Here is a 20,577-nt window from a genome sequence, read left to right as displayed (position 1 = left end):
AAGGGAAAGCGGCCCCTCCACGAGGGGCCGCTTTCGCGTCTGCGCACCGTCAGCCGCCGACCAGCAGCGCGTCAGTGGTCTCGACCAATGAGGTGCAAACACAGCGTCAACTGAATGTTTCCGCAGGCCACATGGGGTGCGCGCGCCCACCTGGCCGACCACCGCGCGGCTGGTGCGTGCGCAGACCCTGGCGGTGGAGACCCGGCCGTACATCGAGCGGGCACGGGCGCTGGGCGGCGGCCACCGGCACATCATGTCCCGGCACGTGCTGCCCCATGTGATGCCGCTGGTGCTGGCGCAGACGACCCTGATCATCTCGACGGCGATCCTCGCCGAGGCGACGCTCGCCTTCCTCGGCCTCAGTGATCCGTCGGTCGTGTCGTGGGGCGCGCTGCTGCAGGACGCGCGGGAGGCGGGAGCGGTGAGCTCCGGCCACTGGTGGTACCTGGTGCCGCCGGGTGTGGCCATCGCCGTGGTGGCGCTGGCGTTCACGCTGTGCGGGCGGGCCGTGGAGCAGGTCCTCAACCCCAGGCTGGGGGTGCCGGGGTGAGTCTGCTCGAGGTCAGGGACCTGACGGTGACGTACGCGGGCGGCGCCGCGGCCGTGCGCGGGGTGGACCTGCGGCTGGACGCCGGGCGGAAGCTCGGCCTCGCCGGCGAGTCGGGCTGCGGGAAGTCCACGCTCGCGCTGGCGCTGCTGCGGCTGCTTCCGGCGGGCGCCCGGGTCACCGGGGAGATCCTGCTGGACGGCGAGAACGTGCCGGCCATGAGCTGGGGCCGGGTCCGGGCCGTGCGCTGGGCCGGCGCCTCGATCGTCTTCCAGGGGGCGATGCACTCCCTCAACCCCGTGCACCGCATCGGCGACCAGATCGCCGAGCCGATCCTGCTGCACGGCCGGGCGACGGCGGGCGCGGCCCGGAAGCGGGCCGGGGAGCTGCTGGAACAGGTCGGTCTTCCGGCGGCCCGTGCGGCGGCCTTTCCGCACGAGCTGTCCGGCGGCCAGCGGCAGCGGGTGACGATCGCGATGGCACTGGCCTGCGACCCGCGGCTGGTCATCGCGGACGAACCGACCACCGCGCTGGACGTGATGCTCCAGGCGCAGATCCTGCGACTGATCGGACAGCTGGTCGCGGACCAGGGCGTGGGGCTGATGATGATCAGTCACGACCTGGCGGTGCTCGCCGACACCTGCGACCGGATCGCGGTGATGTACGCGGGGCGGGTGGTCGAGGAGGGGCCCGCCGGCCAGGTCCACGAGGCCGCCCGACACCCGTACGCCCGGGCCCTGTCGGCCGCCTTCCCACGCATCGGCGACCCGTCCTCCCGCTTCGCACCACGCGGCCTGCCCGGCGACCCACCGGACCCGTCGGCGCTGCCGGGCGGCTGCGCGTTCCATCCGCGCTGCGCGGTGGCGCTGGACTCCTGCGCGGTCGAGGACCAGGCGTTGCGCGAGGTGGGCGCGGGGTGGCGGGCGGCTTGCGTACGGGTCGGGCGGGACGGCGGTGGAGAGGCGGGGGCCGCGAAGCCGCGTGAAGGCCCGGTACGGCCCGGCACCGGTGACGCCGTACACCCCCGTCAGGAAACGAGGCCCCGCACCCCATGACCGTCTCCCCCTCCCCCGGCGCCGGCACGCGGGCCGCGCTGCTCAGCGCGCACCGCGTGCACGTCACCTTTCCCGGTCGGCACGGCGCCCCCGACGCCCGGGCCGTGGACGGGGTCGATCTCGACATCCGGCCCGGTGAGATCGTCGCCCTGGTCGGTGAGTCCGGGTGCGGGAAGACCACGCTGGCCCGCGCCCTGCTGGGCCTGGTCGCGCTCACCGCCGGGAGCGTCACCTTGACGGGCGGCCGCTGGAGCGCTCCGGCCGCCGGCTGAAGGCGTACCGCAAGCGCGTGCAGCTGGTGCTGCAGGACCCGAGCGGCTCGCTCAACCCACGGCACACCGTGTACGACGCGGTGGCCGAGGGGCTGCGCATCCACGGTCACGGCGGTGACGAGCGGGCGACCGTGGCCGGGGCGCTGTCCCGGGCGGGACTGCGCCCGCCGGAGCGCTTCTTCCCGCGCCGTCCGCACGAGCTGTCCGGCGGTCAGCGCCAGCGGGTGGTGATCGCGGGCGCGCTGGTGCTGGAGCCCGAACTCCTCGTCGCCGACGAGCCCGTGGCCTCCCTCGACGCCTCCGTGCGCGGCGAGATCCTCGCGCTGCTGCTGCGGCTGCGCGACGACCTGGGGCTGTCCGCACTGGTCGTCACGCACGATCTGGGGCTGGCCTGGAACATCGCCGACCGGGTGGCGGTGATGTATCTGGGCCGGATCGTGGAGACCGGGCCGGTGGAACAGGTGCTGACCGCTCCCCGGCACCCTTACACGCAGGCTCTGCTGTCGGTGCTTCCCGAGGCGCCCGGCGACCCCGTGGTCCTCACCGGCGAGCCCCCGGACCCGTCCCGGATTCCGTCCGGCTGCCGTTTCCACGCCCGCTGCCCGATCCTGGCGAGCGGGGAGGCGGAACGGGCGGGAGTCGCGCAGGCGTGCCGCACGCGGGATCCGGGGATCCTGACCGGCGGCGGCACGGCTCAGGTGGCGTGCCACTGGGCGGCGGCACGCTGACCGGGGAGCGACCGCTCAGCCGCCGTGCCACCCCGAGGGCTCCTCACGCGCCCTGACACCTCGCCCAGCGACTCCCCGGCGCCCTGATCCCGCTCGGCGGCTCGCCGAACGCCCTGATCCCGCTCGGCGAATCCCCACGGACCTTGGTCCCGCTCGGCGACCGCTCAAGCGCCCTTCTCCCGCTCGGCTGCCGCGACGAGCTCCTTGCACCGCTCGACGTCCCGCCCCATCTGCGTGAGCAGATCGTCCAGCGTGTCGAACTTCGCCTGGCCGCGCACGAACGCCAGGAAGTCCACGGCGACGTGCAGCCCGTACAGGTCGAGGCCGACGCGGTCGATGGCGTACGCCTCCACGGTCCGCTCGGTGCCGTCGAACTGCGGGTTGGTGCCGACGGAGATCGCCGCCGGCATCGCCTCGCCCTGCGCGTGCAGCCAGCCCGCGTACACCCCGTCGGCGGGGACCGCGGTGTGCGGGAGCGTCTCGACGTTGGCCGTGGGGAAGCCGAGGTCGCGGCCGCGCTGGGCGCCGCGCACGACGACGCCCTCGACGCGGTGCGGACGGCCGAGGATCTCGGCGGCGCCCTCGACGTCGCCCTCGGCGACCAGCCGACGGGTGAGCGTGGAGGAGAACGGCTCGCCGCCGCCTGCCTCACCGGTCACGTACAGGTCGACGACCTCGACCTCGAAGTCGTACACCGTGCCCTGCTCGGCGAGGAACCGCACGGTGCCCGCGGCCTTGTGGCCGAAGCGGAAGTTGGGGCCCTCGACGACCGCCTTGGCGTGCAGCTTGTCGACCAGCACCTTGACCACGAACTCGGCCGGCGACAGCTTCGAGAACTCGGTGGTGAAGGGCAGGACCAGCACCGCGTCCACGCCCAGCCCGGCCATGAGGTCCGCGCGCCGGTGGTGCGGGGCGAGCAGCGGCGGGTGGCTGCCGGGGCGGACCACCTCGCTGGGGTGCGGGTCGAAGGTGACGACGACCGCGGGGACGCCGAGCGCGCGGGCGCGGTCCACGGCGTGCCGGATGATCAGCTGGTGCCCGCGGTGCACTCCGTCGTAGGAGCCGATGGTGACGACGCTGCGCCCCCAGTCGTGGGGGATGTCCTCCAAGCCACGCCAGCGCTGCACTGTGACTGCTCCTTGTCGAAACCTTGTCGGACGAACCCGAGTCCGTGGACTTCTCTGCGCAGCTCTAAGGGTGCCATGCCGGGTGGACCGGCTCGCATCGGCATGGGGCTGTGTGACGACGTGCACGCGCCCGGTGGTGTCAGACGGGGGCGGCCGCGCCCGTCAGCTCGTCGATCACCTCCCGGGTGGCGGGTCCGACGAGCGGCCCCCAGACGCGCGGGGCGTCCGCGAGCCAGCCCGCCACGGCCGCCGCGAGGCCCGGCACGTGGCGGGCCAGGTCGGCGAGGGTGCGGTCGAGGCGGGCGGCGCCCTCGGCCGTGCGGACGAGGAGCAGTCCCGTGCGGTGGACGAGCACCCGCAGCTCCGGGCCGGTGTTCCGGGCGGCGGCGCGCAGCACCGCGTCCAGCACGCCGGGGTCGGTCTCCCGGGCGAGCAGCGTGTCGAGCAGGGCGCGGCGCAGGGGGCGGGAGGCGGAGGCGCCGGGCGCGGCGAGGACGCCGGCGAGGGCCAGCCGCAGGGGGCGCGGGCCGTCGTCGAGCAGCTCGGTGAGGAGCAGGCGCAGCACGGCGCGGGCGGCGGGGCCGAGGTCGAGGCGGCGGTCGGCGTACCCGGCGACGCTGCCGGTCAGTTCGGGCCGCAGGGCCACGGCCTCCCGTACGAGGGCGGCGACCGGCCGCGCGAGGGCGGGCGTGGTGGCGTCGGCGAGGGCGCGGAAGGTGTCGTCCGCGTCCGTGCCCTCCGTGAGCCGCGTGCGGAAGGCGGCGAGCACGGGCTCGGTGTGGGTCGTCAGGGCGTCGGTGAGCGCGCTCGGCGGGAAGTGCGGGTCGCCCTCCGCGAACCGCTCCAGGGCGCGGGCGAGATGGCGGCCCCTGCTGTCCGGGTCGCGGACCAGGAGGGCGAGGGCGCCGCCGTGCAGCGCGCGGTCGGCGGTGCGCACGAGGACCGCGAGGGCGGCGTACCGCAGCAGCGTGCGGTCGCCGAGGTCGCGGGCGTACGGCGCGACCCGCAGGCCGTGGGTGACGGCCGCGGCCCGGCGGGCGGGGCGCGGGTCCTCGGCCCAGCGGTCGACGGCCCGGCACATCGTGCCGGGCTCCTCCTCGGCCAGCACGGCGAGCAGTTCGTCGGCCCGCCGGTGCGGGCTGTCGGCCAGTGCCTCGGTCAGCGCGTCGGGCGCGGCGTGGCGGTGCGTGTGCAGCAGGGCCTGCGCGGCGGTCGCCACGGTGGCGTGCGGGGTGGCCGGCAGCGGCCGCTCGTCGTCGAACCAGCGGATCAGGTACGGCAGTACGGTCGCGGGCTCGGCGGTGAGCAGGCCGGCGACGGCGTCGAGGAAGCGGGGGGCGCTCTCGCACGGGGGCCCGTCGGCCGGCACCAGGCGGCGCAGCAGGGCGCACCGCGCGTCCACGGGCAGCCGCAGCCGCGTCCAGAAGGCGGGGCCCAGCCCGGGCGGGACGGCCCTCCGCTGCTCCCGCCAGGCGACGACGCGGTCGGCGAGCAGACGCAGCACGTCCGCGTACGGGCCGGCGTCCGGTACGCGGGTGAGGACGCCGGTGAGCAGGCGGGAGGCCCACCAGGAGCCGGGGTCGGCGTCCAGGGCGTGCGTCAGGTCGGCCAGGCGGGACGAGAGCCGGGCGGCGCCGTGCCTGCGGGCGAGGCACAGCAGGGCCTCGACGACGGGACCGATGCGGTGGCGGGGCACGGGCTCGGTGCCGGCGGCGGGGGCGGGGGCGTGCACCAGGGTGTGCAGGGCGCCGTCCAGGTCGAGGTGGGCGCCCTGGAGCCAGTCGGCGAGCTCCTCGTGCCCGAACCGGTAGCCGTCCCCGGCCGGGACGAGGAGCCCTTCGGCGAGCACGGCGTCCGCCCATCCGGGCGCCGCGCCGCCGTGCCGGCCGGAGGCGGTCGCGAACCCGGTCCCCGGCTCGGGGAACAGCTCCTCGAACGACGCGCGGTCCAGTGCCCCGTCCTCCGTGCCGAGGCAGCGCCGGGCCGCCTCGTGCGCCTTCCCCGCGGCCCTGGCGGCCAGACGGCGTACGGCGGTGCCGCGGACGCCGAGCCCCCCGGCGAGGCGCTGGGCGATCCGCAGGCACGTGAGGTCCAGGTGGGCGGCTAGCACGTCGTCGCGGTCGACGGGACCGTCGGGTGCCGCCGCGGCGACGTCCGACCGGACCTCGGCGAGCAGCCGCAGGGTCAGCGGGTGGGCCGCGTCGGCCTCGCTGACGGCGCCCTCGGGGATGCCGTACCGGGCGCGGGCCTCGCGGGCCTCGTCGGCGGTGAGGTCGCCGAGGACCACGCACGGCGGGAGCCCCTCGGGGCCCGTGCCGCCGTGGTGGAGCAGACCGGACGCGAAACCGGCCTCCTCCCAGTGCTCGGCGCCGCAGGACACCACCAGGCGGGTGCCCGTGGCGCGCAGCCGGCGCGCGGTCTCCTCGGCCCACGCGACGCGCCGCCGGTACAGTCCGGGCGCCATCTGCCCGAGGTCGTCGAGGAGGAGCAGCAGGGGGCGGCCGGCGGTGTGGGCGAGCAGCGCGAGACGCTCGGGCGCGAGGTCGCCGAGGTCCTGCGGCGGGAACGGCATACGGGCGGTCACGTCGGCCGCGGCCCGCTCCAGGGCGCGGCGGGCGGCGTCGGCGACCGAGGTGTCGTCCTCACGCAGGTCGGCCCCGCGCAGCCACAGCGTGGGCAGGCCCTCGCGGTGGCGGCGGCCGGCGAGGGCGGCGAGTTCGGTGCTGCGGCCGCTCCCGGGCGGCCCGACGAGGCCCAGCACGGCGGCGTCGCCCCGCTCGAAGGCGTGAAGCTCCGTGCGCACGGCGGGCCGTTCGACGGGCTCGACGACCGCCTGCGGGCCGTGACGGGCCACCGAGGCGGCGGTGAGGCCGACCAGCCCGGCGAGGTTGAGGTCGCTCCCGTACGCGGGGACCGTGGCCGCGTTCTCCATGAGCAGCCCGGCGAGGGCGGGGACCGTGGGGCGCAGGGGGACGGCGAAGCCGACGTCGGAGGCGGCGGTGCGCAGCGCGGTGCCGAGAACGCCGACGACGGTGCCGGTGGCGGGGTCGAGCACGGGGCCGCCCGCCGCGCCGCCGCCGAGCCGCAGCGCGTCCCGCCCGGCGGTGCCGACGGCCAGCTCCAGGGCGCCGGGCACGCGGTGGGCGCGGTCGGTGGCGGTGTACGTCACGGTGGTCGTCCCGAGCACCCGCGCCTCACGCCAGCCCCCGGCGGGGATCCGCACGTACGCACCGGTCTCCACGGTGTCCCGCGAGGTGACCGGCAGGGGAGCGACGCCGAGGTCGCCCGCGCGCACCAGGGCCAGGCCGAGGGCGGGCAACGGCGTGACGGCGTCGGCGGTCACGATGCTGTGGCGGCCCTCCGCGCCGTACAGCACGAGGCGGGGCAGGCCGTCGACGGCCTCGTGGCTGGTGATCACGGTGCCGTGCCGGTCGGCCACGAAGCCGGTGCCGCGCGGACGGCCGGCCAGGTCGTGGAGCGCGACCAGTCCGGGGTCCGCGGCGGCCCGGAACGGCTCGAGGGCGTGCCTCGGGGCGTCGAGCGACGGCATTATGGAGCCTCCTGCCGTGCCGTACCTGGTGCCTTGCCCGCGACCTTAGGGCCCCGATGATCAGCGGCACAGATCGGCCGGCGAACGCGCCCCCTTCCACTCCCCCGCTTCACTCCGAGCGCCCGCGCGTGCGGGTGAACGGAACGGGGTGGACGGACAGACCCCGGGGGTGGGGGGACCGAGGGGGGACCGTGGAGCGGCGCCATGCCCCTCCCCGTGTCGCGCCGCTCCACGGGCGGCCTCGGCGGAAGCGGCCCCCGGAGGGGCCGTCCTCACGCGGCGAAGACCGCCAGGCTCTTCGCCTTCCCCCGCTGCTCCTCCACGAGCGCCAGGAACCGCTCCCCGGGGCCGAAGACCGCCACCGCGCCCCTGCCGGCGTACTCCTCCGGCATGTCCAGGCGGACGCCGTTCGTCAGCAGCCTGGCGCGGCGTTCGTCGACGTCCCAGCGGGGGAAGGCGGCCGCCGCGGCCTCGGCGACCGGCATGACCGTCAGCTTCTCCTGGAGCTCGTCCAGGGTCTTCGCAGCGTCCAGGCGGTAGGGGCCGACGCGGGTGCGCCGCAGCGCGGTCAGGTGGCCGCCCACGCCCAGTCCCGCCCCCAGGTCGCGGGCGAGGGCGCGGATGTACGTGCCGGAGGAGCAGACGACCGAGACCACCAGGTCCAGCACCGGCGTGCCGTCCTCGGCGACGGCCTCGCGGACGTCGTACACGGAGAACGAGGAGACGGTGACCGGCCGGGCGGGGATGTCGAAGTCCTCGCCCTCCCGCGCGCGCTTGTAGGAGCGCACCCCGTTGATCTTGATGGCGCTGACCTTGGACGGCACCTGCATGAGGTCGCCGGTCAGGGCGGCGATCCCCGCGTCGATGGCCTCGCGGGTCACCTTCGAGGCGTCGGCGGAGGCGGTGATCTCCCCCTCGGCGTCGTCGGTGACGGTGGTCTGGCCGAGCCGGACCGTGCCGAGGTATTCCTTCTCGGTCAGCGCCAGGTGGCCGAGGAGCTTGGTCGCCCGCTCCATGCCGAGGACGAGGACGCCCGTCGCCATCGGGTCGAGCGTGCCGGCGTGGCCCACCCGGCGGGTGCGGGCGATGCCGCGCATCTTGGCGACCACGTCGTGCGAAGTGAAGCCCGACGGCTTGTCGACGATGACAAGGCCGTCGGGCGTGGTCTGCTTCTGGGTCATTCGGCGGTGTCGTCCGTCTCGTCGTCGCCCGGCTTGCGGTACGGGTCGGCCTCGCCGGCGTACGCGGCGCCCGCGGACGCCTCGCGCACCTTGGCGTCGGACTGGCGCGCCTTGTCGAGGAGGTCCTCGATGGTGCGCGCGGTGTCCGGCAGGGCGTCCATGACGAAGGTGAGGGTCGGGGTGAACTTCACGCCCGCCGCCCGGCCCACCTCGGAGCGCAGCACGCCCTTGGCGGACTCCAGGCCGGCCGCGGCCGCCTTCCGCTCCTCGTCGTCCCCGTACACCGTGTAGAAGACGGTCGCCTCCCTGAGGTCACCGGTGACCCGGGTGTCCGTGATGGTGACGTGCGAGCCGAGCCGCGGGTCCTTGATCCCGCGCTGCAGCTTCTGGGCCACCACCTCTCGGATGAGGTCCGCCAGCCTCTTGGCACGCGCGTTGTCGGCCACTGGTCCGTCTCCTTAAGTGCTTAGCGTCTTGCTTCAGTCTTCGTCGCTGTGGAGCCTGCGTCGAACCGAGAGCAGTTCCACCTCGGGCCGCCCGGCGACCAGCCGCTCGCAGCGGTCGAGGACGTCGGTGAGGTGGCTCCATTCCCCGGAGACCACCGCGAGGCCGATCTCGGCCCTGCGGTGCAGGTTCTGGTTCCCGGTCTCCGCCACGCTGACCGCGTACTTCCGCTGCAGTTCGGCGACGATCGGGCGGACGACGGAGCGCTTCTCCTTGAGCGAGTGGACGTCGCCGAGGAGCAGGTCGAAGGACAGAGTCCCCACATACATGTGTGCATCCGGATGACCCGCCGGCTCGGGATCAGGGGCCTCCCCGGTCCGGACGGAGCCGGTGCCCCGGGGAAGGGCGCCGCAGCGGCGCCGGTACGGGAACCGTACACGCAACGGCCGGGGCCGATCGACGGAAATTCGCTTCCGCCGACCGGCCCCGATCGCGTGCTGCTGCGGTCAGACGCGCGGCTTCTCGCGCATCTCGTACGTCGCGATGACGTCGTCGACCTTGATGTCGTTGAAGTTTCCGAGGTTGATACCGCCCTCGAAGCCTTCGCGGATCTCGGTGACGTCGTCCTTGAAGCGACGCAGACCCTCGATGTTGAGGTTCTCCGCGACCACCTTGCCGTCGCGGATGAGGCGCGCCTTGGTGTTCCGCCTGACCTCGCCGGAGCGGATGATGACACCCGCGATGTTGCCCAGCTTGGACGACTTGAAGACCTCGCGGATCTCCGCCGTGCCGAGCTCGACCTCCTCGTACTCCGGCTTGAGCATGCCCTTGAGGGCCGCCTCGATCTCCTCGATCGCCTGGTAGATGACCGAGTAGTACCGGACGTCCACGCCCTCGCGCTCGGCCATCTGCGCCGCGCGGCCCGCCGCGCGGACGTTGAAGCCGATCACGATGGCGTCGGAGCCCATCGCCAGGTCGATGTCGGACTCCGTGACCGCACCGACGCCGCGGTGCAGGACGCGGATGTCGACCTCTTCGCCGACGTCCAGCTGGAGCAGCGAGGACTCGAGGGCCTCGACCGAACCGGAGGCGTCACCCTTGATGATCAGGTTCAGCTGCTGGACCTCGCCGGCCTTGAGCACCTTGTCCAGGTCCTCCAGCGACACGCGGCGCGTGCGCTTGGCGAACGCGGCGTTGCGCTCACGGGCGGCGCGCTTCTCCGCGATCTGACGGGCCGTACGGTCCTCGTCCACCACGATGAAGTTGTCGCCCGCACCCGGGACGTTGGTCAGGCCCAGGACCTGGACCGGCGTCGAGGGTCCGGCCTCGGCGACGTTGTTGCCGTTGTCGTCGAGCATGGCGCGCACGCGGCCGTAGGCGTCGCCCACCACCATCGTGTCGCCGACCCGCAGGGTGCCTCGCTGGACGAGGACGGTCGCCACGGCGCCGCGGCCGCGGTCGAGCCGGGACTCGATCGAGATGCCCTGCGCGTCCTGCTTCGGGTTGGCCCGCAGGTCGAGCGAGGCGTCCGCGGTGAGGATGACGGCCTCGAGGAGGCTGTCGATGTGCAGACCCTGCTTGGCGGAGATGTCGACGAACATCGTGTCGCCGCCGTACTCCTCGGCCACCAGGCCGTACTCGGTCAGCTGACCGCGCACCTTGGTCGGGTCCGCGCCCTCGACGTCGATCTTGTTGACCGCGACGACGATCGGCACGTCGGCCGCCTTGGCGTGGTTGAGCGCCTCGACCGTCTGCGGCATGACGCCGTCGTTGGCCGCGACGACCAGGATCGCGATGTCGGTCGACCGCGCACCACGGGCACGCATGGCGGTGAACGCCTCGTGACCCGGGGTGTCGATGAAGGTGATCTTGCGCTCTTCGTCGTTGACCTCGGTCGCGACCTGGTAGGCACCGATGTGCTGGGTGATGCCGCCGGCCTCGCCCGCGATGACGTTCGTCTTGCGGATGGCGTCGAGCAGCCGGGTCTTTCCGTGGTCGACGTGACCCATGACGGTGACGACCGGCGGGCGGACCACCAGGTCCTCCTCGTCGCCCTCGTCCTCGCCGAACTCCAGGTCGAAGGACTCGAGCAGCTCGCGGTCCTCCTCCTCCGGGCTGACGATCTGAACCGTGTAGTTCATCTCGTCCGCGAGGAGCTGGAGCGTCTCGTCGGAGACGGACTGGGTCGCGGTGACCATCTCGCCGAGGTTCATCATGACCGCGACGAGCGACGCCGGGTTGGCGTTGATCTTCTCCGCGAAGTCGGTGAGCGACGCACCGCGCGACAGGCGAATGGTCTCGCCGTTGCCGCGAGGCAGCATCACGCCGCCGACCGACGGGGCCTGCATGGCCTCGTACTCCTGGCGCCTCTGCCGCTTCGACTTGCGGCCGCGACGCGCGGGACCACCGGGACGGCCGAAGGCGCCCTGCGTGCCACCGCGGCCACCGGGGCCGCCGGGACGGCCGCCGAAGCCGGGACGGCCACCGCCGCCGGCGAAGCCGCCACCGCCACCGGGACGGCCGGCGAAGCCGCCACCGCCACCGGGACGACCGGCACCGCCACCGCCGCCGGGACGGCCGGCGAAGCCGCCACCGCCGCCGGGACGGCCGGCACCGCCGGGACGGCCCGCACCGCCCGGACCACGGCCGCCGGGGCCGGGGCGCGGGCCGGCAGCGGGACGCTGCGGCATCATGCCGGGGTTCGGACGCGGACCCGCGGGGCCGCCGCCGGGACGGGGGCCGCCCTGCGGACGCGGCATCGAGCCCGGGGTGGGACGCGGACCGCCCGGAGCCTGCGGACGCGGACCGCCGCCCTGGCCGGGGGCCTGGGGACGGGGACCCGCGCCGGGGGCGCCGGGACCGGGACGCTGGCCCTGCGGGCGCGGGGCCTGCGGACGGGCCATGCCGGTGGAGCCACCGGAGGTGAACGGGTTGTTGCCGGGGCGCGGACCTGCCGGGCGGGCGCCCGGACGAGGAGCACCGCCGCCGGAACGCTGGCCCTGGCCGGCCGGACGGCCCTGGCCGCCCTGGCCCTGACCGGGACCGGCGGGACGGCCGCCGGGCTTGGGAGCGCCGGGACGCGCGCCGGGCTTCGGACCGGACTGCGCCGGGGACGCCGCGGGCGGGGCCTGGAACTCCGGAGCGGCCGGAGCCGGACGCGGCGCGGGGCGCGGGCCCGGAGTCGGACGCGGACCGGGAGCCGGCGCGGGCGCCGACGGAGCCGCCGGCGGCTGGGCCGCGGCGGGCTTGGGGGCCGGCGGCTTCGGGGCGGCCGGACGGTCCCCCGCTGCCCCGGCGGCGCGGGAGGGTCCCCCGGCCTGCGCCGGGGACGGCGCGGGCTTCGGGGCGGCCTTCTTCGGGGCGCCGGGCTTCGCGGCGGACCTGCCGTTGCCCCCGCCCTGCTGGAAGGCGTCTGTCAGCTTGCGTACTACGGGCGCTTCGATCGTCGAAGACGCCGAACGGACGAACTCACCGAGTTCCTGGAGCTTGGCCATGACGACCTTGCTCTCCACACCGAACTCCTTGGCGAGTTCGTAGACCCGGACCTTAGCCACTTCGCTCCTTTGAGGTCCGGGTTGCGTCCGGACCGTCGCTAGTTCATGGGCGTACTCATCGCGTACTCATCGAGTGCTCATCGCAATCTCGACCTGCTTTCGACTCGCGAGGTACCAGGCCGTACGGGGGTTTCCGTACGGCAAGTTCTTACCGTGTCGCCTGTCCAGCGGATGTGTCAGCCGCTGATCGGCAACTCTGCGCCTGCTCGACGTAGTGGCGCAACGCCTTTACGTCGAGCGGTCCCGGGACGCGGAACGCCCGCGGGAACGCCCTGCGGCGCACCGCCTGGTCGAGACAGACCGGTACGGGATGCACATACGCACCCCGGCCGGGCAGCGTACCGCGTGGATCCGGGACGCATGCGTCCTCGATCACCACGATCCGCAGCAGCTCGCCCTTGACCGCTCGCTCGCGGCACCCCACGCACATGCGCTCGGGGCACACGCCAGCCTGTGTCCGGCCAGACACTCCTCAGTCTACCTCCCCGGACCGACCTCACCCCTCCGGGGCAAGAATCGAACACCGTCACGAGCAAAGCTGTCGTGATCTCAGCCCCTCGCGGCCTGGATCTATTCCCCGGTCTGTTCCGTGTCCGGCCGGATGTCGATCCTCCAGCCGGTCAGCCGGGCGGCCAGGCGGGCGTTCTGCCCCTCCTTGCCGATGGCCAGCGAGAGCTGGTAGTCCGGCACGGTGACCCGGGCGGACCGGGCGGCCAGGTCGACGACGTCCACCTTGGAGACGCGGGCCGGGGACAGGGCGTTCGCCACCATCTCGGCCGGGTCGTCGGACCAGTCGACGATGTCGATCTTCTCGCCGTTCAGCTCCGCCATGACGTTGCGCACACGGCCGCCCATGGGGCCGATGCAGGCGCCCTTGGCGTTCAGCCCGGAGCGGGTGGAGCGCACGGCGATCTTGGTGCGGTGACCCGCCTCACGGGCGATCGCGGCGATCTCCACGGAGCCGTCGGCGATCTCCGGCACCTCGAGGGCGAACAGCTTCTTCACCAGATTGGGATGCGTGCGCGAAAGGGTGACGGACAAACCGCGCACCCCCTTGGCCACCCGGACGACGTACGACCGCAGGCGCGTGCCGTGCGGGTAGGACTCGCCGGGGACCTGCTCCTGCACCGGCAGGATGGCCTCCAGCTTGCCGATGTCCACCAGCACGTTCTTCGGGTCGCGGCCCTGCTGGACCACGCCGGTGACGATGTCGCCCTCACGGCCGGCGTACTCGCCGAGCGTGGCGTCGTCCTCGGCGTCGCGCAGGCGCTGCAGGATGACCTGCTTGGCCGTGGTGGCGGCGATGCGGCCGAAACCGGACGGGGTGTCGTCGAACTCGCGGGGCTCCTGGCCCTCTTCGAGGTCGTCGGGGTCCTCCTTCGCCCACACGGTCACATGTCCGGTCTTCCGGTCGAGCTCCACGCGCGCGCGCCGGCGGCTTCCCTCGGTGCGGTGGTAGGCGATGAGGAGGGCCGACTCGATCGCCTCGACCAGCAGGTCGAAGGAGATCTCCTTCTCCCGCACCAAGCCCCGCAGGGCGCTCATGTCGATGTCCACGGCTACGCCTCCTCTTCCTTCTTGTCGTTCTTGTCGGACGCGTCGTCCTTGCGGTTGAACTCGACCTGGACGCGCGCCCTGGCGATGTCGTCGAAGGCGAGTCGGCGCGCGGTGGCCTTGCGGCCCTTGACGCCGGGCACCTCGAGGTCGAGGCCCTCGTCGTCGGCCGCGAGGACGCGGGCGACCAGCTCGCCGCCCTCGGCGAGCTGGAACCGCACCAGGCGGCCGGTGGCGCGCACGAAGTGACGGTGCTCGGTCAGCAGGCGCTCCGCGCCGGGGGTGCCGACCTCGAGGGTGTACTCCGCGCTGCCCATCGCGTCGGTCTCGTCGAGCTTCGCCGAGAGCGCGCGGCTCACATCGGCGATCCGGTCGAGGTCGGCCCCGGTGTCGGAGTCGACGACGACGCGCAGCACACGCTTGCGGCCGACCGCGTCGACGGCGATCTCTTCGAGATCCAGGCCCTGGGAGCTGACGAGCGGTTCCAGAAGTTCTCGAAGCCTCTCGCTCTGGGTGGTGCTCATCCGGGTGACTCCTCGGCCGCGTGTGCTGTTGTGGGACGGTGCGCGTGTCTGCACAAAGGGTATCCGGTCGCAAGGGGTGTTGCCGTCCACCCGTGGCCACCCGGTCGGCCAGGGTGCCGCTGGCCGGCGCCGGACGGGCCTGCGGGTACCGTGATCGCGGGCCCCGCCCGATCTCCTGTTCCCGTCCCGTTCGTCACGAACCCCCCGAGGACGCCTGCCGTGTCGTTCCCCCTGTCTCCGCGCGCCCGCTCGGGGCCGCGCAGAAGGAGTCTGCTCGCCGCCGCGCCGACGGCCCTGCTGATGGCGGGCTGTTCCACCGGTTCCGACGCCCCGGGTGGCGCCGCCGCGCGGCCCTCGGCCGCCGAGCGGCCCTCGGCCGCCGAGCGGACCCGGGCGCGCGCGGCCCGGGACAGCCGGGCGCTGGCCGCGCGGTACGACGCGGTCGCCGCCGCGCACCCGAAGCTGGCGGAGCGTCTGCGTCCGCTGCGGGCGGACGTGGTGCGGCACGCGGAGGCGTTCGAGGCGGGCGCGGCGGGCTCGCCCTCGCCGTCGGTGTCGTCCGCTCCCTCGGCCGGGGCGACCGCGGCGGCCGCGCCGACGTCGGCTCCGTCACCGGCCGGGGTGCCCGCGAACGAGAAGGACGCGCTCGCCCAGCTCGCCGCCGCGGAACGGGAGATCGCCGACCGCCGGACCGAGGAGCTGCTGACCGCGCCGGCCGAGCTGGCCCGCCTGCTGGCCTCGGTGTCGGCGTCCGGGGCGGCGCACGTGTACCTGTTGACGGAGGCCCGACGGTGAGTGACGCGCAGGACAAGGAGCTGCGGGCGCTGCAGGCCGCGCTGGCCGCGGAGCACGCGGCGGTGTACGGCTACGGCGTGGTCGGCGGGCGGATCGGCGATCAGCGGCGCGCGGAGGCACGGACGGCGTACGACGCGCACCGGGCCCGCAGGGACGCACTGGTGCGCGCCGTGAAGGACGCCGGGGGCGCGCCGGTGGCCGCCGCGGCGGGGTACGCGCTGCCGTTCCCGGTGCCGGACGCGGCCTCCGCGGTGCGGCTGGCGGCGGAGCTGGAGAACCGGGTGGCGGGCGTCTACGCCGACCTGGTGCGGTCGAGCGACGGCGAGCGGCGCAGGTCGGCGGCCGAGGCGATGCGGGAGGCGGCGGTGCGGTCCGTGCGTTGGAGCGGTGAGAGCGTAGCCTTCCCTGGGCTCGCCGAGCGGAGCGGTACGGCTTCGGGCGGCCCGGCGCCGACGCCATGACATGACGGGGGGCACCGGCACCGTGTGACAGCAGGAAGGAACGACTCGCGCATGGCATTCGAACCGCCGCGGCGTCTGGTGAGGGCGCTCGGTGAGACGGCGCCCGAGGGTGACGACTGGCTGGAGAAGCTGCCCCGCCTGGCGCGTGAGGCCGTCGAACGACGCGAGTTGACGGTGGAGCGGGTGCAGCTCCCGGGCGGGCGCAGCAGCCTGGTGGTGCTCGTCCGCACGGCCGGCGGCACGCCCGCCGTGCTGAAGCTGGCGCCGCCCCGGGCACGCCCGGAGAGCGAGCGCGTCGCACTGGCCCACTGGGGCGGCCTGGGGGCGGTGCAGCCGCTGGAGCCGCTGTCCGAGGGCGTCGAAGGGGTGCTGCTCCTGGAGCGGCTGCACCCGGACGTCTCCGTGCGGACGCTCCCGGAGGCGAAGGCGCTGCTGGAGGCGGCGGGCACCCTGCGCAGGCTGTGGGTCGACCCGCCGGAGGACCACGTGTTCGAGACCGTGGCCGAGCGCACCGGACGGCAGGCGAAGGCGATGCGGGCCGGCGCGGACGCCGCTCCGGAGGTGGCCCCGCTGGTGGACGCGGCGCTGTCGGCCCGCGAGGAACTGCTGGCCTCGCCGCCGGAACGCCGCCTGCTCCACGGCACGTTCCGGCAGAGCAAGGTGCTCGCCGGAGACCGGATGCCGTGGCTCGCGGTGGGTCCCGACCCGGTGGTCGGCGAGCACGCCTTCGACCTGGCGCGGCTGGTCCGCGACCGTGTGGAGGACCTGATCGCCCAGCCCTCGGGCGCGACGACGACCCGCCGCCGCGTACGCCGCCTCGCGGAGTCCCTGGAGGTCGACCGCGACCGCCTCCGCGGCTGGACCCTGTTCCGAGCGGTCGAATCGGGCGTCCGCGCCCGCCGGGTGGGACGTGAGCGGGACGCGGAACTGCTGTTGGAGTTCGCGAGCTGGCTGTAGGGCGTGACGCGTCCACGGGACGCCGGTGCGGCCGGCGCCGACGGCCTCCCGGTCGCGCAGGCCGGCGTTCTCGTGGCGCGGCGCCCGCCTGCCCGACGTGGTGCGGGAACCGCGCGCGTTCCTCACCGTCGGCCTGGGCGCGCCCGAGGGCACGGGCGCCGCGCTCCTCCGCTTCCGTGGCGAACGCCTCGGCCTGCCGTCGGGCCTCCTGAGCCGCCCGCTCACGGCGGAGGCCCGCTGCAGACCGACGGCGCCACGCCGCCGTGGAACGGGTCGTCCCGGCCGCGGGCGGCGAGCGCGTCCGCGGCCGGGACGACCCCGGGGCCGGGAAGTGTCCTTCAGCGGGCGGTCAGGCGGGCGATCGCCTCGTCGACCGTCAGTTCCTCGCGTTCGCCGGTGCGGCGGTCCTTCAGTTCCAGCACGCGGTCGGCGGAGCGGCGGCCCGCCACCAGGATCTGCGGGACACCGATCAGCTCCGAGTCGGTGAACTTCACGCCCGGGGAGACCCCCGCGCGGTCGTCGACCAGGACGCGGACGCCCGCGGCGGACAGCTTCTCGGAGACCTCGAGCGCCAGCTCGGTCTGCAGCGCCTTGCCGGCGGCGACCACGTGGACGTCGGCCGGGGCGATCTCCTTCGGCCAGCACAGGCCCTTGTCGTCGGCGGTCTGCTCGGCGAGGGCCGCCACCGCGCGGGAGACGCCGACGCCGTAGGACCCCATGGTGACGCGGACCGGCTTGCCGTTCTGGCCGAGGACGTCGAGCTTGAGGGCGTCGGCGTACTTGCGGCCCAGCTGGAAGATGTGGCCGATCTCGATGGCGCGGTCGAGCTTCAGCCCGGTGCCGCACTTGGGGCAGGGGTCGCCCTCCTCGACGACGACCACGTCCACGTACGCGTCGACCTCGAAGTCCCGTCCGGCGACGACGTTCTTCGCGTGGGTGTCGGCCTTGTTGGCGCCCGTGATCCAGGCGGTGCCGGGCGCGACGCGCGGGTCGGCGATGTAGGTCACCTTGTCCAGGCCCTGCGGGCCGACGTAGCCGCGCACCAGGTCGGGGCGGGCGATGAAGTCGGCCTCGGTGACCATCTCGACCTCGGCCGGGGCGAAGTGCGCCTCGACCTTGCCCATGTCGACCTCGCGGTCACCGGGCACGCCCACGGCGACGATCTCGCCGTCGACCTTGACCAGCAGGTTCTTCAGCGTGGCCGAGGCCGGCACGCCGAGCCGGGCGGCGAGGGTCTCGATGGTGGGGGTGTCGGGCGTGGGGATGTCCTCGGCGGCCGGCGCCCCGGCCGCGTCCACCGGCTTCAGCTCGTACGAGACGGCCTCGGTGTTCGCGGCGAAGTCGCAGTGGGGGCAGTCGGCGAAGGTGTCCTCGCCGGCCTCGGCGGGCGCGAGGAACTCCTCGGACCTGGAGCCGCCCATGGCTCCGGCGGTCGCCTCGCAGACGCGGTAGTCGAGGCCGATGCGCTCGAAGATCCTCTGGTACGCCTGGCGGTGCAGGGCGTACGACCGGGCCAGGCCCTCGTCCTCCAGGTCGAAGGAGTAGGAGTCCTTCATCAGGAACTCGCGGCCGCGCAGGATGCCGGCGCGGGGGCGGGCCTCGTCGCGGAACTTCGTCTGGATCTGGTAGAGGATCACCGGCAGGTCCTTGTAGGAGGACGCCTGGTCCTTCACCATCAGCGTGAAGATCTCCTCGTGGGTGGGTCCGAGGAGGTAGTCGCCGCCCTTGCGGTCCTGGAGGCGGAACAGCTCGGCGCCGTACTCGTCCCAGCGGCCGGTGGCGTCGTAGGGCTCGCGCGGCAGCAGGGCGGGGAGCAGCACTTCCTGGGCGCCGATGGCGTCCATCTCCTCGCGCACGACCCGCTCGACGTTGGCGAGCACCTTCTTGCCGAGGGGCAGCCACGTCCAGATGCCGGCGGCGGTGCGGCGTACGTAGCCCGCGCGGACCAGCAGCTTGTGGCTGAGGACCTCGGCGTCGGCCGGGTCGTCGCGCAACGTCTTCGCCATCAACTGGGACATGCGCTGGACCGGTGCGTTCGCCATGATTCTCGTACTCCTGCTGCTGGGGGTCCCCCCGCTCGAACCCGGCCGAGAGTGGGGGAAGGTGATGACAGGAGGTTAGCCGGGCGGGACGGGGCGGCGGAAATCGGTTAGGCGCGCGGCAGCGGCAGCGGGGCGCCCATGACGGCGTACGGGGTGGGCGCGCTCGGGAAGCGGACCTGCCGGGCGAGGTCCTGGTAGCCCAGCGAGCGGTACAGGTGGCGGGCGGGGCTGTCGAGGTCGAGCGCGGACAGGAGCGACCGGGGCTCTTCGGCGCCGTCGGTGATCGTGGTGATCAGGGCGCGGCCGACGCCGTGCTTCTGGTGCCGGGGGTGGACGTGCAGCTCGGTGATGACGAAGGAGTCGTCGAGCCAGTCGTCGTGGCCCCGGGCGCGCAGGTACGGCTCGACGACGGTGGACCACCAGTGGCTGCGCTGGTTCGGCATGCCGTAGACGAAGCCGACCAGGCGTCCCCCGACGGTGGCGCCGTAGGCCCGGGCGCCGGGGAAGGTCATGTGGCGCAGCACGATCTGCCGGCGTACGGCCACCTCGTCGGGGCCGAGCCCGAACGCCACCGCCTGGACGGCCAGCGCCTCGTCGACGTGGCCGGGGAGGTCGAGGGGGCCGATCACGATGTCGTCGGGCTCGGGGCGGCCATGACCGGAAAAGCGCACCATGCCGGGGAGACTACAGGGACGGGCCCGTCAGAACAGCACGCTCATGAAGGCTCCGACCTCGCGGAAGCCGACTTTGTCGTACGTGCGGCGGGCGGGCGTGTTGAAGTCGTTGACGTAGAGGCTGACCACGGGGGCGACGTCGGCGAGGGCGTAGCGCAGGACGGCGGCCATGCCGGGGGCGGCGACGCCCGTCCCGCGGTGCTCGGGGGCGACCCAGACGCCCTGGATCTGGCAGGCGCGGTCGGTCGCGGCGCCGATCTCCGCCTTGAAGACGACGTTGCCGTCGGCGTCGAAGCGGGCGAAGGAGCGGCCGGAGCCGACCAGTTCGGCGACCCGGGCCTGGTAGAGCAGGCCGCCGTCGCCGGCCAGCGGGGAGACGCCGACCTCCTCGGTGAACATCGCCACGCACGCCGGCATGATCGTCTCCAGTTCGTCCTTGCGGACGCGGCGGACGTACGGATCGGGCTTCACGGTGTCGGGCATGCGGTCGGTGACCAGCAGCGGCTGGCGGGCGCGGACCTCGCGGGCGGGGCCCCACCGGGGTTCGAGCAGCCGCCAGAGGGCGGCGGTGGGTTCGGCCGGGCCGACGATCGACGAGCAGCGGCGGCCGGCTCGGCGGGCTCGGTCGGCGAAGGCGCGGACGGCGCGGGGGGTGGCGCAGATGGGGACGAGGTTGGCGCCCGCGTAGCACATCGACGTCAGGATGCCGTCCTCGTACCAGCCCCACATCTCGCCGCCGAGCCGCCAGGGGTCGAGGCCGGCGATCCGCACGCGCGCGGTCACGAAGGCGTTCGCGACCGGGTCGCGGTCGAGTACGGCGAGTGCCGCGTCCAGGTCGTCCGGTTCGAGGACCCGGGAAGTGGTCTGCGTCAACACGTGCGGGGCCTCACACAAAAGGGTTCTGCCTGATTTCCGCACTGTACCCGCGGATGCCGGGGGCTGCCGCCCCCGGTTCCCGCGGGCGCCGTGAGGGTCCGGTCAGCCGGCCACCGCGACCTGCGGCTCGCCGGAGGCCACGCCGTCCTTCTCCATCTGCTCGGCGATCTTCATCGCCTCCTCGATCAGCGTCTCCACGATCTTCGACTCCGGCACGGTCTTGATGACCTCGCCCT

Annotated in this window: 16 protein-coding genes and 3 pseudogenes; 6 read left to right on the top strand and 13 right to left on the bottom strand. The window is 74.3% G+C overall.

Translation table 11 applies throughout. From position 1 onward, the window contains the following. Nucleotides 1-148: 148 nt before the first annotated feature. From ACIQ8B_RS31800 to ACIQ8B_RS31790, 3 genes and pseudogenes are all read left to right on the top strand, one after another. Nucleotides 149-550, top strand: a pseudogene (locus ACIQ8B_RS31800) (ABC transporter permease); the annotation flags it as partial. Then, nucleotides 547-1,602, top strand: a complete 1,056-nt coding sequence (locus ACIQ8B_RS31795) for an ABC transporter ATP-binding protein (protein WP_403551653.1) — start codon at nucleotides 547-549, stop codon at nucleotides 1,600-1,602. The pseudogene ACIQ8B_RS31800 and the gene ACIQ8B_RS31795, both read left to right, overlap by 4 nt. Further along, nucleotides 1,599-2,602 (top strand): annotated as a pseudogene (locus ACIQ8B_RS31790) (ABC transporter ATP-binding protein). The gene ACIQ8B_RS31795 and the pseudogene ACIQ8B_RS31790 overlap by 4 nt, the downstream one beginning before the upstream one ends. 164 nt (nucleotides 2,603-2,766) lie before the next feature. On the opposite strand, the gene ACIQ8B_RS31785 reads toward ACIQ8B_RS31790, so the two are convergent. The 9 genes from ACIQ8B_RS31785 to rimP form a co-directional block, all read right to left on the bottom strand. Beyond that, complete coding sequence (locus tag ACIQ8B_RS31785; RefSeq protein WP_403551651.1) at nucleotides 2,767-3,729, bottom strand: bifunctional riboflavin kinase/FAD synthetase; 963 nt, start codon at nucleotides 3,727-3,729, stop codon at nucleotides 2,767-2,769. A gap of 139 nt (nucleotides 3,730-3,868) precedes the next feature. After that, nucleotides 3,869-7,279 carry a trypsin-like peptidase domain-containing protein gene (locus ACIQ8B_RS31780; protein WP_403551649.1) on the bottom strand — a complete coding sequence of 1,137 codons (3,411 nt, stop codon included), beginning with the start codon at nucleotides 7,277-7,279 and terminating at the stop codon, nucleotides 3,869-3,871. Nucleotides 7,280-7,551: 272 nt separating this feature from the next. Beyond that, nucleotides 7,552-8,460 (bottom strand): tRNA pseudouridine(55) synthase TruB, encoded by a 909-nt coding sequence (gene truB, locus ACIQ8B_RS31775; RefSeq protein WP_403551647.1) that lies wholly within the window; start codon nucleotides 8,458-8,460, stop codon nucleotides 7,552-7,554. Continuing rightward, nucleotides 8,457-8,906 (bottom strand): 30S ribosome-binding factor RbfA, encoded by a 450-nt coding sequence (gene rbfA / locus ACIQ8B_RS31770; RefSeq protein ID WP_106412174.1) that lies wholly within the window; start codon nucleotides 8,904-8,906, stop codon nucleotides 8,457-8,459. Before rbfA ends, truB begins: the two co-directional genes overlap by 4 nt. 33 nt (nucleotides 8,907-8,939) lie before the next feature. Then, a complete protein-coding gene (locus ACIQ8B_RS31765; protein ID WP_106412175.1) occupies nucleotides 8,940-9,233 on the bottom strand; it encodes a DUF503 domain-containing protein in 294 nt (97 codons plus the stop codon). 177 nt (nucleotides 9,234-9,410) lie between these two features. After that, nucleotides 9,411-12,458 (bottom strand): translation initiation factor IF-2, encoded by a 3,048-nt coding sequence (gene infB / locus ACIQ8B_RS31760; protein ID WP_290011362.1) that lies wholly within the window; start codon nucleotides 12,456-12,458, stop codon nucleotides 9,411-9,413. A gap of 148 nt (nucleotides 12,459-12,606) precedes the next feature. Next, on the bottom strand, nucleotides 12,607-12,927 hold the full coding sequence (locus ACIQ8B_RS31755) for a YlxR family protein (protein WP_290011361.1): 321 nt from the start codon (nucleotides 12,925-12,927) through the stop codon (nucleotides 12,607-12,609). Between the two features lie 101 nt (nucleotides 12,928-13,028). After that, complete coding sequence (gene nusA, locus ACIQ8B_RS31750) at nucleotides 13,029-14,015, bottom strand: transcription termination factor NusA (RefSeq protein ID WP_403551643.1); 987 nt, start codon at nucleotides 14,013-14,015, stop codon at nucleotides 13,029-13,031. 2 nt (nucleotides 14,016-14,017) lie between these two features. Next, nucleotides 14,018-14,536, bottom strand: a complete 519-nt coding sequence (gene rimP / locus ACIQ8B_RS31745; protein ID WP_290011360.1) for a ribosome maturation factor RimP — start codon at nucleotides 14,534-14,536, stop codon at nucleotides 14,018-14,020. A gap of 219 nt (nucleotides 14,537-14,755) precedes the next feature. On the opposite strand from rimP, the gene ACIQ8B_RS31740 reads away from it, so the two are divergent. The 3 genes from ACIQ8B_RS31740 to ACIQ8B_RS31730 are packed head-to-tail and all read left to right on the top strand — an operon-like array spanning nucleotide 14,756 to nucleotide 16,749. Beyond that, nucleotides 14,756-15,331 carry a hypothetical protein gene (locus ACIQ8B_RS31740; protein ID WP_403551641.1) on the top strand — a complete coding sequence of 192 codons (576 nt, stop codon included), beginning with the start codon at nucleotides 14,756-14,758 and terminating at the stop codon, nucleotides 15,329-15,331. Then, nucleotides 15,328-15,792 carry a ferritin-like domain-containing protein gene (locus ACIQ8B_RS31735; protein WP_403551639.1) on the top strand — a complete coding sequence of 155 codons (465 nt, stop codon included), beginning with the start codon at nucleotides 15,328-15,330 and terminating at the stop codon, nucleotides 15,790-15,792. Before ACIQ8B_RS31740 ends, ACIQ8B_RS31735 begins: the two co-directional genes overlap by 4 nt. A 51-nt stretch (nucleotides 15,793-15,843) precedes the next feature. Beyond that, nucleotides 15,844-16,749, top strand: a complete 906-nt coding sequence (locus ACIQ8B_RS31730; protein WP_403551638.1) for an aminoglycoside phosphotransferase family protein — start codon at nucleotides 15,844-15,846, stop codon at nucleotides 16,747-16,749. A gap of 338 nt (nucleotides 16,750-17,087) precedes the next feature. On the opposite strand, the gene ACIQ8B_RS31725 is transcribed toward ACIQ8B_RS31730, so the two are convergent. From ACIQ8B_RS31725 to ACIQ8B_RS31710, 4 genes and pseudogenes are all read right to left on the bottom strand, one after another. Then, entirely contained in the window at nucleotides 17,088-18,791 is a 1,704-nt protein-coding gene (locus tag ACIQ8B_RS31725; RefSeq protein ID WP_403551636.1) for a proline--tRNA ligase, read from the bottom strand. 107 nt (nucleotides 18,792-18,898) lie between these two features. Next, a complete protein-coding gene (locus ACIQ8B_RS31720; protein ID WP_403551633.1) occupies nucleotides 18,899-19,465 on the bottom strand; it encodes a GNAT family N-acetyltransferase in 567 nt (188 codons plus the stop codon). Between the two features lie 27 nt (nucleotides 19,466-19,492). Next, nucleotides 19,493-20,341 (bottom strand): GNAT family N-acetyltransferase, encoded by an 849-nt coding sequence (locus ACIQ8B_RS31715; protein WP_403551631.1) that lies wholly within the window; start codon nucleotides 20,339-20,341, stop codon nucleotides 19,493-19,495. A gap of 102 nt (nucleotides 20,342-20,443) precedes the next feature. After that, nucleotides 20,444-20,577: pseudogene (locus ACIQ8B_RS31710) on the bottom strand (4-hydroxy-3-methylbut-2-en-1-yl diphosphate synthase); the annotation flags it as partial.

This window comes from Streptomyces sp. NPDC096105, assembly GCF_044763335.1.
In the GTDB taxonomy this organism is placed as follows: domain Bacteria; phylum Actinomycetota; class Actinomycetes; order Streptomycetales; family Streptomycetaceae; genus Streptomyces.
The sequence above is the reverse complement of the archived record's forward strand: the minus strand, read 5'-3'. Positions and strand labels throughout refer to the sequence as shown.